Source organism: Arthrobacter sp. NA-172, assembly GCF_043952055.1.
In the GTDB taxonomy this organism is placed as follows: Bacteria; Actinomycetota; Actinomycetes; order Actinomycetales; family Micrococcaceae; genus Arthrobacter.
This window is the reverse complement of sequence record NZ_JBINOT010000003.1, coordinates 489,798-505,061: the sequence shown is the minus strand read 5'-3', so window position 1 is coordinate 505,061 and position 15,264 is coordinate 489,798. Positions and strand designations below refer to the sequence as shown.

At 60.3% G+C, this 15,264-nt stretch carries 2 protein-coding genes, 3 rRNA genes and 3 pseudogenes; all 8 read right to left on the bottom strand.

Annotated elements, in window-relative coordinates:
* Positions 1 to 67: 67 nt before the first annotated feature.
* A pseudogene (locus ACF0H6_RS16335) lies at positions 68 to 436 on the bottom strand (GNAT family N-acetyltransferase); the annotation flags it as partial.
* A 73-nt stretch (positions 437 to 509) separates the two neighbouring features.
* Positions 510 to 1,004 carry a hypothetical protein gene (locus ACF0H6_RS16330; RefSeq protein ID WP_395251335.1) on the bottom strand — a complete coding sequence of 165 codons (495 nt, stop codon included), beginning with the start codon at positions 1,002 to 1,004 and terminating at the stop codon, positions 510 to 512.
* 470 nt (positions 1,005 to 1,474) lie between these two features.
* Positions 1,475 to 1,591 (bottom strand): 5S ribosomal RNA (gene rrf, locus ACF0H6_RS16325).
* A 162-nt stretch (positions 1,592 to 1,753) separates the two neighbouring features.
* A 23S ribosomal RNA gene (locus tag ACF0H6_RS16320) occupies positions 1,754 to 4,902 on the bottom strand.
* Positions 4,903 to 5,508: 606 nt separating this feature from the next.
* Positions 5,509 to 7,034 (bottom strand): 16S ribosomal RNA (locus tag ACF0H6_RS16315).
* The 16S, 23S and 5S rRNA genes sit together here, the layout of an rRNA operon.
* Before the next feature lie 531 nt (positions 7,035 to 7,565).
* Positions 7,566 to 11,251: pseudogene (locus ACF0H6_RS16310) on the bottom strand (1,4-alpha-glucan branching enzyme).
* 1 nt (position 11,252) lies between these two features.
* A pseudogene (gene treS / locus ACF0H6_RS16305) lies at positions 11,253 to 13,050 on the bottom strand (maltose alpha-D-glucosyltransferase).
* 5 nt (positions 13,051 to 13,055) lie between these two features.
* Positions 13,056 to 15,137, bottom strand: a complete 2,082-nt coding sequence (locus ACF0H6_RS16300; protein WP_395250594.1) for an alpha-1,4-glucan--maltose-1-phosphate maltosyltransferase — start codon at positions 15,135 to 15,137, stop codon at positions 13,056 to 13,058.
* Positions 15,138 to 15,264: the final 127 nt, after the last annotated feature.

Here is a 15,264-nt window from a genome sequence, read left to right as displayed (position 1 = left end):
GAAGCCTGCGGGCCATAACGATTTCGCGCTTGGCGTGGTCCTTCGGGTAGGGGCGGGAGGCTCCAGTAGCTTCGAATCCATGCCTAGCATAAAAACCTTTGGCGCGGGCGTTGTCTTCGTGGACGCCAAGCTCGATCACACCGGCGCCAAGTTCAGCGCCTGCTACAGCACAAGCCTCATCAAGCAACCGGCCCGCCAGGCCCAAACCGCGGTGCTCTGGCGCAACATACACGCTGATGAGCATGGCCTGCCGCGGCCGGGACGCATCCTGTGGCTGTTTGATCACTACGCGCATGAGTCCGCGGATCCTGCTCCCGTCGGTACCGTCGTCCGCCACCAGAGTGACGCTTGAGTCGTCCGACATAGTGGCAGCGCGCTCTTGCCATTGCGTGTCAGTCTGGCGTCGCGCCGCAGCGAGGCTCTCCACGTAGGCCATGGGAGTGTCCGAGAGCATTTCGAGCCGCACGTCGCGCAGCAACCGCCAATCGGCCGCTTGAAGGCGACGGATTCTACTCACTTCCGCCGCCCATGAACCGGACATAACGCTCAAGAACTCCTGGCCAGTCAGCCGCGTAGTTTGCACGGGTGCCGACGGGATCCTCGGCACCTTCCCAGCCGTCGTGGACCAGGCGCACCTCAGTACCCCCGTCAACCGCCCGGAAAGCCACGCGAACCTCAGTGGACCACATCGCAGTACTGCCCGGATACCAGCTCGCATGGAAGGACAACGGCGGCTGCCAATCATCGATCGTTCCCCATACCGAGGTGCGGCCGTCGTCCGCCGTCTCGAGGATCAGGTTCTCCTCAAATTCAACATGCGAGCCCGATCCATAGACACTGTGGTCCTCCATGGGCCACCACAAATGCGGGTGGTCGGTAAAGCCCATGAACGCATGCGCCACAGGTGAGGGCACGACGACGGTGCACACCACGGGCTCCAACTCACCGGACTGGTCTGGCTGGGATTCCGAGTCCGACGCGGCGTGACTGAAAAGGCTCTCCATGTGCATCAACACTACCGCCCTCCCTTCCGGCGCACGCTCACTTATGTGGGCCCACGGGGGTGCCGCCAGCTCGCCAATAGGCCCTGATGGCCGGACGCTCCTGCCGTGTTCGACGGCGGGTGTCTGGTTTGGGGTCGACGGCGGGTGGCCAGGCCGGCAGGCTGGGGGGCTTGCAGCTGGGCGATACGGTAAATGGGTTTCGACGCGTGAATTCCGGTGTCGACAGGGATTGAGCGCACCCGCAAGAATTTTGTGCGTCGCGAGGTTCCGGGGGTTGCAGGGACGAGGGCTTCCGGCGCCGTACAGGCTGGGCCGGACCGCGCATGACCCGCCCGGGATTTACCCACGTTTTTTCCCATGACCCCGGGCCGGCCAGCCGGGGCCGGGTTTGGTTTGGGTGGTGTGGTTTGGGGGGTTAATGAGGGAGACCCCCCGACCTGGTGGTTGGGGGGTCTCGACCTGTACTGGTTGTCCGGCGGTGTCCTACTCTCCCACACCCTCCCGGGTGCAGTACCATCGGCGCTGTGGGTCTTAGCTTCCGGGTTCGGAATGGGACCGGGCGTTTCCCCCACGCTATGACCGCCGTAACCTTTTCACCCGTCACCAACCCTTGGGGGGGTGGTGTGGGAAGTGTTGTGGTTGCGGCTGTTGTGTTGTGACAGTCGTGTTATTCAGTTGTGGTTTTTTGTCCCCGTGCAACAGTGTTGTTGTCTGGGAACCACATAGTGGACGCAAGCAGTTTTGTTGGTGTGATGTAAGTTATCGGCCTATTAGTACCGGTCAGCTTCAACAGTCTTTAGTCCTGTCTTCCACATCCGGCCTATCAACCCAGTGGTCTGGCTGGGGGCCTCTCACACACGAGGTGTTTGGAAATCTCATCTTGAAGCGAGCTTCCCGCTTAGATGCTTTCAGCGGTTATCCCATCCGAACGTAGCTAATCAGCGGTGCACTTGGCAGTACAACTGACACACCAGAGGTTCGTCCGTCCCGGTCCTCTCGTACTAAGGACAGCCCTTCTCAAATTTCCTGCGCGCGCAGCGGATAGGGACCGAACTGTCTCACGACGTTCTAAACCCAGCTCGCGTACCGCTTTAATGGGCGAACAGCCCAACCCTTGGGACCTACTCCAGCCCCAGGATGCGACGAGCCGACATCGAGGTGCCAAACCATGCCGTCGATATGGACTCTTGGGCAAGATCAGCCTGTTATCCCCGAGGTACCTTTTATCCGTTGAGCGACGGCCATTCCACAATGTACCGCCGGATCACTAGTCCCGACTTTCGTCCCTGCTTGAGATGTCTCTCTCACAGTCAAGCTCCCTTGTGCACTTACACTCGACACCTGATTGCCAACCAGGCTGAGGGAACCTTTGGGCGCCTCCGTTACTTTTTAGGAGGCAACCGCCCCAGTTAAACTACCCATCAGGCACTGTCCCTGACCCGGATCACGGGCCGAAGTTAGATGTCCAAAGTGACCAGAGTGGTATTTCAACGATGACTCCACCCGAACTGGCGTCCGGGCTTCAACGTCTCCCACCTATCCTACACAAGCCACTCCGAACACCAATACCAAACTATAGTAAAGGTCTCGGGGTCTTTCCGTCCTGCTGCGCGTAACGAGCATCTTTACTCGTACTGCAATTTCGCCGAGTTTATGGTTGAGACAGCGGGGAAGTCGTTACTCCATTCGTGCAGGTCGGAACTTACCCGACAAGGAATTTCGCTACCTTAGGATGGTTATAGTTACCACCGCCGTTTACTGGGGCTTAAATTCTCAGCTTCGCCTTGCGGCTAACCGGTCCTCTTTAACCTTCCAGCACCGGGCAGGAGTCAGTCCGTATACATCGTCTTGCGACTTCGCACGGACCTGTGTTTTTAGTAAACAGTCGCTTCCCCCTGGTCTCTGCGGCCCCGATCCCCTCCCGGTCGCTAGTACCGTTCAAGGTTGGGGCCCCCCTTCTCCCGAAGTTACGGGGGCATTTTGCCGAGTTCCTTAACCATAATTCTCTCGATCGCCTTGGTATTCTCTACCTGATCACCTGTGTCGGTTTGGGGTACGGGCAGCTCGAACCTCGCGTCGATGCTTTTCTAGGCAGCATAGGATCACCGGATCCCCCCTTGCGGGAGTCCCGTCAGATCTCAGGCACGTCATCCAAGACACAGCGACGGATTTGCCTATCGCTGACCCTACATCCTTAGACCGGGGCAACCATCGCCCGGCCCGGCTACCTTCCTGCGTCACACCTGTTAATACGCTTACCTCCCGGGATCAGATCCCGCGCTCGGCCAAAACCCGCACACCACAAGGGTGATTGGGCAGGCTCCGGGCGGTTAGTATCCCCCGATCAGCATGGGCGGTCCTTCGCCGGTACGGGAATATCAACCCGTTGTCCATCGACTACGCCTGTCGGCCTCGCCTTAGGTCCCGACTTACCCAGGGCAGATTAGCTTGACCCTGGAACCCTTGATCATTCGGCGGACGGGTTTCTCACCCGTCTTTCGCTACTCATGCCTGCATTCTCACTCGTGTAGGCTCCACCGCTGGTTTCCACCGCGACTTCACCGCCCACACGACGCTCCCCTACCACTCCAGAGGACTGAACCACGAAGGCTTGTCTATACTCTGAAATCCACAACTTCGGCGGTGTACTTGAGCCCCGCTACATTGTCGGCGCGGAATCACTTGACCAGTGAGCTATTACGCACTCTTTCAAGGATGGCTGCTTCTAAGCCAACCTCCTGGTTGTCTTCGCAACTCCACATCCTTTCCCACTTAGCACACGCTTAGGGGCCTTAGTTGGTGGTCTGGGCTGTTTCCCTCTCGACTATGAAGCTTATCCCCCACAGTCTCACTGCTGCGCTCTCACTTACCGGCATTCGGAGTTTGGCTGACGTCAGTAACCTTGTAGGGCCCATCGGCCATCCAGTAGCTCTACCTCCGGCAAGAAACACGCAACGCTGCACCTAAATGCATTTCGGGGAGAACCAGCTATCACGGAGTTTGATTGGCCTTTCACCCCTACCCACAGCTCATCCCCTCCATTTTCAACTGAAGTGGGTTCGGTCCTCCACGACGTCTTACCGTCGCTTCAACCTGGCCATGGGTAGATCACTCCGCTTCGGGTCTAGATCACGCCACTACACTCGCCCTGTTCAGACTCGCTTTCGCTACGGCTACCCCACACGGGTTAACCTCGCGACGTAACACTAACTCGCAGGCTCATTCTTCAAAAGGCACGCCGTCACACCCATACAGACAAGCTGCAGATGCTCCGACGGATTGTAAGCACACGGTTTCAGGTACTGTTTCACTCCCCTCCCGGGGTACTTTTCACCTTTCCCTCACGGTACTGGTCCGCTATCGGTCATTAGGAAGTATTTAGGCTTATCAGGTGGTCCTGACAGATTCGCACGGGATTTCTCGGGCCCCGTGCTACTTGGGATCCTCTCAGGCGGTGCACGACATTACGGTTACGGGGCTCACACCCTCTACGGCCGGCCTTTCAAGACCGTTCACCTATGCCCACACTCTCACCCCACCGGTCCGGCAGAACCAGTACGGAAAGTCCCACAACCCCGCCCATGCAACACCCGCCGGCTATCACACATGGAACGGTTTAGCCTCATCCGCGTTCGCTCGCCACTACTAACGGAATCACTCTTGTTTTCTCTTCCTGCGGGTACTGAGATGTTTCACTTCCCCGCGTTCCCCCCACGCACCCTATGTGTTCAGATGCGGGTCACCAGATCACGCAAAACGCGTCTGGCGGGGTTTCCCCATTCGGACATCCTGGGATCACCGTTCGGTTATCAACTCCCCCAGGCTTATCGCAGATTCCTACGTCCTTCTTCGGCTCCTAATGCCAAGGCATCCACCGTGTGCCCTTAAAAACTTGACCACACAAAAACAACACAAATTTCGAGAGAACCACAGACACCGACACACACCCCCGAAGGAGCGCACACCGGCACCAGGTTCATAAAAAGAAATTGCTGTAGACACGGAACAAACCCCAAAAGGCCTGCCCATGTCAGATGCTCGCGTCCACTATGTAGTTCTCAAACAACAACCCCGTACCACACACCCCCCACACCAAACAGCGTGAAAAGCCATGCAGCCAGGAAACCAGAAACACCCAAAACCACCACCAACCCCACCCCAGCACCCCACCCCCAAAACAGGGAAGGACACACAAAGGTGACACCAGCGACGGGCCTGTTGCCTCAGGACCCAACAGTGCGCCAAACACAACCCCCGCAACCCACACCCCGGCACGTTCCCAACACCCCGCACCCGCACCCCCCAAAAGGGACACAGGACACACAGGACGCCGTACTGGCACCAGGACACAACCACGGAAAAGGCCATGCCAAAAAAATTTGATTCGTTGATATTCCACCCATGAGCACCCACCGCAGAACAGACGCCTGCGCAATGGGCTTTGCTTCCAATACACCCCCCACCCACCATGCGGCAGGAAAAGGGCGATAAAGGCGCTCCTTAGAAAGGAGGTGATCCAGCCGCACCTTCCGGTACGGCTACCTTGTTACGACTTAGTCCCAATCGCCGGTCCCACCTTCGACGGCTCCCCCCACAAGGGTTAGGCCACCGGCTTCGGGTGTTACCAACTTTCGTGACTTGACGGGCGGTGTGTACAAGGCCCGGGAACGTATTCACCGCAGCGTTGCTGATCTGCGATTACTAGCGACTCCGACTTCATGGGGTCGAGTTGCAGACCCCAATCCGAACTGAGACCGGCTTTTTGGGATTAGCTCCACCTCACAGTATCGCAACCCTTTGTACCGGCCATTGTAGCATGCGTGAAGCCCAAGACATAAGGGGCATGATGATTTGACGTCGTCCCCACCTTCCTCCGAGTTGACCCCGGCAGTCTCCTATGAGTCCCCGCCATCACGCGCTGGCAACATAGAACGAGGGTTGCGCTCGTTGCGGGACTTAACCCAACATCTCACGACACGAGCTGACGACAACCATGCACCACCTGTGAACCAGCCTCAAGAGGGGAACGCATCTCTGCGCTTTACTAGTCCATGTCAAGCCTTGGTAAGGTTCTTCGCGTTGCATCGAATTAATCCGCATGCTCCGCCGCTTGTGCGGGCCCCCGTCAATTCCTTTGAGTTTTAGCCTTGCGGCCGTACTCCCCAGGCGGGGCACTTAATGCGTTAGCTACGGCGCGGAAAACGTGGAATGTCCCCCACACCTAGTGCCCAACGTTTACGGCATGGACTACCAGGGTATCTAATCCTGTTCGCTCCCCATGCTTTCGCTCCTCAGCGTCAGTTAATGCCCAGAGACCTGCCTTCGCCATCGGTGTTCCTCCTGATATCTGCGCATTTCACCGCTACACCAGGAATTCCAGTCTCCCCTACATCACTCTAGTCTGCCCGTACCCACTGCAGAACCGGAGTTGAGCCCCGGTCTTTCACAGCAGACGCGACAAACCGCCTACGAGCTCTTTACGCCCAATAATTCCGGATAACGCTTGCGCCCTACGTATTACCGCGGCTGCTGGCACGTAGTTAGCCGGCGCTTCTTCTGCAGGTACCGTCACTTTCGCTTCTTCCCTACTGAAAGAGGTTTACAACCCGAAGGCCGTCATCCCTCACGCGGCGTCGCTGCATCAGGCTTGCGCCCATTGTGCAATATTCCCCACTGCTGCCTCCCGTAGGAGTCTGGGCCGTGTCTCAGTCCCAGTGTGGCCGGTCACCCTCTCAGGCCGGCTACCCGTCATCGCCTTGGTAGGCCATTACCCCACCAACAAGCTGATAGGCCGCGAGTCCATCCAAAACCACAAAAGCTTTCCACCAACCTGACCATGCGGTCAGACTAGTCGTATCCGGTATTAGACCCAGTTTCCCAGGCTTATCCCAGAGTCAAGGGCAGGTTACTCACGTGTTACTCACCCGTTCGCCACTAATCCACCCAGCAAGCTGGGCATCATCGTTCGACTTGCATGTGTTAAGCACGCCGCCAGCGTTCATCCTGAGCCAGGATCAAACTCTCCGTTGAAGTAAAACAAAAACAGACACAACCACAACCACCGGAAATAACGGCAGAAACAGCTGCACAAAATTTGAAACCAGCCAAAAAACCAGACCACCACACACGGGGGTGCGGGCAGCCCGGCAAATCAACCAATTCATATAAAATAAACCGGTATCAACAAACTTGGCACACTATTGAGTTCTCAAACAACAGACACACCCGACACCACCCAAACCACACGGTCCAAGATCGCTCCGGAGCAACTTTCCAAACTTACCGGCTGCTTGCCTCCTAGTCAAATCGGCGTTCTTGACTGATTCTTCACGAGAAATTTCTTCACAACGAATCTTGCCTGTTTTACGAGGACTTCAGTCAGCTTCACCGATCTCCACTGGGGAGCAGCGCGGGTATTAACTCTACCACCACTTTTCCGGGGTGGCAAAACACGCTGGGGGCGGCTTCCTCCACCTCACCAATGACATGCGAAGGGCCCGGAAACTCAGGGCTTCCGGGCCCTTCGAGCTCAGCCGGTGCTACGCGGCCAAGCAAAGACAACTACCCCGCGGGCGTGAACCAGGACGCCCCGAGCGGCGGCAAGGTGACCGTCAATGCCGCCGGCTGGCCTTCAGCCCCCGGTGCGGCAGCAATCAGTTCGCCGCTGTTGATGACTCCCGAGCCGCCGTACACCTCGGCGTCGGTGTTGAGCACTTCTTGCCAGACGCCAGCTGACGGCACCCCGAGCACGTAGTCCTGGTGCGGGCCTCCGGAGAAGTTCATGGCACACACAAGGGGCTTCCCCTCATGATCCCAACGGATGAAGGTCAGCACGTTGCGGTCCGCGTCTGCACCGTTGATCCACTGGAAGCCGCCGGGCTCGTTGTCCCGGACGTGGAGTGCCGGCGTCGAGCTATACAGCGAGTTCATCTCACGGATGAGCAACTGCAAACCGCGGTGCGCGGGGATGTCGGCAAGGAACCAGTCAAGTCCGTGCTGTTCTGACCATTCGGCCTCCTGGCCGAATTCGGTGCCCATGAAGATGAGCTGCTTGCCCGGGTGCGCCCACTGGTAGGCCAGGAAAACGCGTAAATTGGCGAGCTGCTGCCAACGGTCCCCCGGCATCTTGCGCAGCATGGATCCCTTGCCGTGCACTACCTCATCGTGGCTGATGGGCAGAAGGAAGTTCTCCGTGAAGGCGTAGACCATTGAAAACGTCACCGTGCCGTGGTGCCAGCGACGGTTCACCGGGTTTTCGGCGATGTACTTGAGGGAGTCGTGCATCCAGCCCATGTTCCATTTGATGCCGAATCCCAGGCCGCCGCCGCTTGTCGGGGCAGTGACACCGGGAAACGCCGTGGATTCCTCGGCAATGGTGACGACGCCTGGATGCGTCTTGTACACCGTGGCGTTGACTTCCTGGAGGAACGAAATGGCCTCAAGGTTTTCGCGTCCACCGTGGACATTGGGGAACCACTCCCCTTCCTCGCGCGAATAGTCCCGGTAGAGCATGGAGGCCACGGCGTCCACACGGAGGCCGTCGATGTGGAATTCCTCGAGCCAGTACAAGGCGTTGGCAACCAGGAAGTTGCGAACCTCAGTGCGGCCGAAGTCGAAGATGAGAGTGCCCCAGTCCGGGTGCTCGCCGAGGCGAGGATCGGAGTGCTCGTACAGGGCTTCGCCGTCGAATCGGGCAAGCGCCCAAGCATCCTTCGGGAAGTGCGCCGGAACCCAGTCCAAGATGACGCCGATGCCCGCCTGGTGCAGGGAATCGACCAGGAACCGGAACTCGTCCGGGTGTCCGAAGCGGGAGGTCGGAGCGAAATAGGAGGTGACTTGATAACCCCACGAACCACCAAAGGGGTGCTCGGCAACGGGCATGAACTCGACGTGGGTGAAGCCAAGCCACTTGACGTATTCCACCAGGTCCTTGGCCAGTTCCTTGTACCCGAGCCCAAGGCGCCAGGACCCGAGGTGGACTTCGTAGACGCTCATGGGCGAGTTGTGGGGATCTCTGTTGGCGCGTGCCGTCATCCAGGCATCGTCCTTGAAGCGGTAGCTGGACTCCACTACGCGTGACGCGGTCAAGGGCGGAACTTCGGTGCCGAAGGCGAGCGGGTCGGCTTTCTCTATCCAATGGCCGGCCTTAGTGAGCAACTCGAATTTGTAGCACGCCCCTGCTACAACGCCCGGGATGAAGACCTCCCAGACGCCTGAAGACCCGAGGGAGCGCAGCGCGTGCTCGCGACCGTCCCAGGAGTTGAAATCGCCTTTGACCCGGACCGCCTGCGCGTTGGGCGCCCAGACAGCGAAGGAAACGCCGTCCACATCGCCCAGCGGTGAGCTGTAGTGCTGGACATGTGAACCCAGCGTGTCCCAAAGCCGTTCGTGCCGTCCCTCGCCGATCAGGTGCAGGTCCACCTCGCCCACGGTGGGAAGGTAGTGGTAAGGATCATTCACGGTCTTCGGTGCGGAATCGCCGTAAACCACTTCCAGGCGGTAGTCCGGCACATGGCCAGGCTGCAGCGGTTCGAGAACCGCCACCCAGACGCCGTCGGTCTCGTGGGTCATCGGCATGGAACCGGCTTCGGTGACCACAGCGACCGACTCCGCCATGTGCTTGACTGTGCGGATGGTGACGTGACCGTGATCGTCAAGGTGTGCGCCCAGCACCGAGTGCGGGGCGTGGTGCGCACCAGCGGCCACCCGGCCCAGGGTAGCGGCGTCCACATACAGCGGGACTCGGGGCCGTTCGGTACGTGCAGAGCCTGTCATTTCCTTACCTTCCGATGTCGCCGCGGCATCCGTGCCGGGGCTCGTATTTCCGAGGAGCTGCCGCGAAGCATTGACCGGAATGGGCAACCAGTCCGGCCTGTTCCGCAGCTCGTAAATCACCTCGTATAAGGCCTTGTCCAGCCACAATGCCACAAAGAGCGGCGAGCGGCGGTCAATCGTTCCAGGGGTGATGTCGCTATAGCCGGCCAGAAACGCCTCGGCGCAGTCGTCAACCCACGTGGCGGGAATCCGGGCGCCGGGGTTCTCGCGGATGGCCGCACCGGCCGCATAGTCGAACGACCGGAGCATCCCGACGACGTCACGCAGGGGAACGTCGGGAATATTACGGTGCTCGATCGGCCTCAGGGGTTCGCCCTCAAAGTCCAGGATCGCCCACCGGGCCGGTTCTCCCACGGCGCCAGGCACCAAGAGGATCTGGCCCAGGTGCAGGTCCCCGTGGATGCGCTGCAACGTCCCGGCTTCCTTGCCCGACAGTTGCGTCAGGAGTGCCTCGAGCTGCTGCTCATGGGGCCCGACGGCGGTGCCCGCCTCAGCCCACGACTGACGGACGCGCCGGGCTACTTCGGGCGTGATGTCCTGGCCCGGAACGCGTTCCCGGGCGGTCCCGAGGGTTTCCGCGAGCCGCAGGTGCACGGTGGCGGTCGCCTGGCCCAGCTGCCGGGCTTCAGCTGCAAAGTCCCTGGCTGATGCCGCAGCGTCGACGGCGAGGCGCCAAGCGTCCTGCCCGCCGGCAAGGAATTCGTGGGCAACGGCGAAATCCGCCGAAGCCGTGCCGTGGCGGCCCAGGGGTGTCCGTACCTCCCATGTTCCGGTAATCCATCCAAGGGTGGACGGCACTTCCTTCGTACCCGCCGAGGTCAAGGCCGCTCCCACCTCCACCTCGGGGTTCTTTCCGACCGACACGACGCGGAAGATCTTCACGATCGCCGCGGAGACGCCGTCGTCGACGATCACCGAAGTGTTGGACTGCTCACCGGAAGAAACACGCACGGATCCTGAGGCAGTGGGCAGCCGCAGGCTGCCCGGCACGGTATGTCCGATCGCGGTGCACTCCCCCTCCCTGGTTCGGCCGAGGCTTGATTCCGGATGAGTTCAAGCCAAGCGGTCACGAAAACTGGATCATGGGGTGCGTCGTACACCCAGACCGACGGGCCGCCGTCGCCCGCTCCGTCGAGTTGGCCCACCAGGGCAGTCGCCAAATCGGCCGCTGGAGCCGAGTGGTAGCTCAGCGGGCCCTGGACGATGTCAGTCTGCCGGCCGCCGTCGGCCGTCGCGTAAGAGACGGACAGTAGCTGAACTCCCAAACCGATGCCGCCGGCTGGCTCGTGGAGCGCAAAGGAGCCGACGAAGTCGAGGTCGAATGGCCCTGCCTTGACCGGAAACCAGCGCTGCCGGGGCAGCCATTCCTTGAGCAGGGGTGCTAGGTCAGTAATGGGCGCCAAGAGACTCATGTCAGCCTTCGATGGAGAGCACTGGAATAGCTTGGGTATAGGGAGCGGATCCGGTGGAACCCGCCTTCCGTATCCGGAGCCAGAAGAAGTCGTGGCTGCCGAGCGTGAGGGTCAACGAACCGTCGGCGCCGATGCCCGGGAACGGCTGGCCTCCGAACACATCCCGCAAGCCCCTTCCGGCGTATTCCGGGATATCCAAAGTGGTAGCCACCGGATGCTGGGAGAGGTTGAAAACGCACAGGATGGATTCTGCGTCCTCGCCCTCCGGATTGTCCTCGCCGAGTTCCCGCAGATAAGCAAGGACCACCTCGTGGTCTGCCGGAACGTGCCGGAATTCCCCCAACCCAAAAGCCGCGTGGTTCTTCCGGACGCTGAGGATCTGCCGGGTCCAGCGCAGGAGCGAGCCGGAGTGGGCCGCTTCGGCCTCGACGTTCGCCATGCTGTAGTTGTAGACCAGCGACTGGATGACCGGCAGGTAGAGCTTCCCGGGATCGGCGTCGGAAAAGCCTGCGTTCCGGTCCGGATTCCATTGCATTGGCGTGCGCACGGCATCGCGATCGTCGAGCCAAATGTTGTCCCCCATGCCGATTTCGTCCCCGTAGTACAGAAAGGGGCTACCGGGCAAGGACAGCAACAACGCGTTGATGAGCTCGATCTCGGATCGGGAGTTATCCAGCAGCGACGCAAGCCTGCGCCGGATGCCGATGTTGGCGCGCATCCGTGGGTCCGGCGCGTACCAGCCCAGCATGGCAGCACGTTCGTCGGCCGTGACCATTTCCAGGGTCAGCTCGTCATGGTTGCGCAGGAAGGTTCCCCATTGCGCCCCGGCCGGGATTCCCGGGGTATCGCGCAAAGTCTCGATAATCGGTGCGGCCTTCTGGTCGCGGAGCGCGTAGTACAGGCGCGGCATGATGGGAAAGTGGAAGGCCATGTGGCACTCCGGTTCTTCCTCCGTGCCAAAGTACTCCACGACGTCGTGCGGCGGCTGGTTCGCTTCGGCGATGATCACACGGCCCGGGTAGTTCTCGTCCACCATCTTCCGGAGGTCCCGCAGGAAGCCATGGGTGGCCGGCAGGTTCTCGCAATTGGTGCCCTCTTCTTCAAAGAGGTATGGGATGGCGTCGGCCCGGAACCCATCGATGCCTTGGTCAAGCCAAAACCGGACCACATCATGGAGCGCCTCGACCACCTTGGGGTTTTCGAAGTTTAGGTCGGGCTGGTGGCTGAAGAAACGGTGCCAAAAGAACTGCCGCCGGATGGGATCGAACGTCCAGTTCGATTCTTCCGTGTCCACGAAGATGATGCGCGCGTCGCTGGTACTTTTCGTCGGTGTCGCTCCACACGTAGAAGTCCCCGAACGGGCCATCCGGGTTCTTGCGTGACTCCTGAAACCAAGGGTGTTGGTCCGAGGTGTGGTTCAGCGGGAGGTCGATGATGACCCTGACGCCCCTGGCATGGGCTTCGGCCACGAGTCGCTTGAAGTCGCTGATGGTGCCGAACTCGTCCAAAACGGACGTGTAATCGGAAATGTCGTAACCACCGTCACGCAAAGGCGAATCGAAGAACGGCGGCAGCCACAGACAATCCACCCCGAGCCACTGCAGGTAATCCAACTTGTCGATCAGACCGTGGAAGTCACCGGAACCGTCGCCGTTCGCATCCGCGAAGGCCCTTACCAGCACTTCGTAGAAGACAGCCTTCCGATACCAATGAGGGTCATGTTGAAGGCCTGGGGCGTTCAGCTCGAAAGTGTTCTTCGGCGTGAAGTACTGACTCTGACCCTGCGGATTGAAGCTCACTAAGGCTACCTCCGGATGTTGAGAATGTGTGCCGGTTCTACATGGGCGTCCAGCCGGACGTAGTTGTACTCGCCCCACTCCCAGCTTTCGCCGCTGACCAAATCATCCACCCAGAAGCGTCCATTGGAGGTGAAGTCGGCAGAGTCCAGCGAAAGGGCGGAGAGATCCAAGGTCACGGTGCTCTCCCTGGTGCTGTGAGGATCGACGTTGACCACGATGATCAAGGTGTCCTTGCGGCCGTCGGGCAGGGTCTTGTGCTTTGAGAACACCACCGTGGCGTCATCCGTGCTGTGGTGCACAGTCAGATTCTGCAGATCGCCCAAGGCCGGGTGGGCCTTCCGGATGGCGTTGAGCCGGGTGATGTAAGGGGCCAGGCTGTGCCCGGAGGCCGCCGCGGCATCCCAGTTGCGGTCCTTGAACTCGTATTTCTCGTTGTCGATGTACTCCTCGGCACCCGGACGTGCCACGTGCTCGTACAGCTCGAATCCGGCGTACACGCCCCAGAGGGGGCTGGCCGTGGCTGCCAGTGCGGCGCGGATGCGGAACGCTGCCGGGCCGCCGTATTGGAGGTATTCGGTGAGGATATCCGGGGTGTTGACGAAGAAATTGGGCCTGAAGTAAGCCGGGGATTCGTGGCTGACCTCCTGGAAATACGATTCCAATTCGGTTTTGGTGTTCCGCCAGGTGAAGTACGTGTAGGACTGCTGGAAGCCGGCCCGGCCCAGTGCGTGCATCATCGCCGGGCGGGTGAACGCCTCGGCGAGGAAAACGACGTCGGGGAATTTCTTGTTGACCTTGCCGATCAGCCACTCCCAGAACCACACCGGTTTGGTGTGGGGGTTATCCACGCGGAAAATCTTCACGCCGTGGCTCACCCACAGGAAGACGATCCGCAGGATTTCCTTGGACAGCCCGGCGGGATCGTTGTCGAAGTTCAGCGGGTAGATGTCCTGATACTTCTTGGGCGGGTTTTCGGCATACGCGATACTGCCGTCCACGCGGGTGGTAAACCATTCCGGGTTGGTCTTCACCCAAGGATGGTCCGGAGCGGCCTGCAACGCCAGGCCCAGCGCCACCTCGAGTCCCAGCTCATTGGCTCGCGCCACAAACGCGTCGAAATCCTCGAACGTTCCCAGTTCCGGATGGATGGCGTCGTGGCCGCCTGCTTCAGAGCCGATGGCCCACGGCGAGCCCGGATCCTGCGGACCCGGAGTCAGGGTGTTGTTGCGGCCCTTGCGGTGCTGGAAACCAATCGGGTGGATGGGGGGCAGGTAGATGACGTCGAAGCCCATGTCCGCGACGGCGTCGAGCCGCTTGGCCGCCGTCGTGAAGTTGCCGGAGGTCCACGTTCCGTTGACAGGATCGAAAACGGCACCCTCGGAACGGGGGAAGAATTCGTACCAGGCGCCGCGGCCGGCGAGGTCACGCTCAACGAGGAGCGGGTATTGTTCCGAGACGGTCACCATTTCGCGGATCGGCTGGCGCTCGACGACGGCCGCAACCTCCGCGCTGAAGCCGGCGGCAAGGCGCTCTTCGGCAGTCTTCGAAGTATCGGCAAGTCCTTCAGAGGCGGCACGAAGGGTACGCTTGTCCGCCACACTTCGTGTGCTCTCTCCGGATGCCTCCGCGAGCAAGGCCACACCTTCGGCGAGCATGAGTTCGACGTCGATATCCGCTTCGACTTTCACTTCGGCGTTGTGGTGCCACGTGCCGTAGCGGTCGTGCCAGGCTTCGATCGCGAAACTCCAGGCTCCCGGCGCAGTCGGGGTCAGCAGCCCCTCCCAACGGTCGGTTCCCTTGCCACGCTCGCCCGGCGCCGGTGCGAGCCGCACGCGCTGGCGTTCCTTGCCTTTGGGATCGAGCAGGACGGCGCTCACTCCAAGCTGGTCGTGGCCCTCACGGAAGACCGTGGCACCTATCACCAGGTGGCCTTCGCCCGGCAGGGCCTTGGCCGGGAACCGGCCTTCCTCGATCACAGGCTGGACGGCCGTGATGGGGAACCTGCCGAATCTGAGACCCTCGGTAATACCGGGCTTCTGTTTGGACTTGGATGCTGAGCTGGATCGCGGTGTCGCAGTAGTCGTCACAACCTCGACGTTAGCGAGAAAAGTCACATTTTGCGAAGGGGGGGCCTAAGACGCTCCGGCGCAATGTGTCATTTACCTAAAAGAAACCGAAAGCTGTTCCTGCTGTCCGCTGAGTCGATTAGTGTGG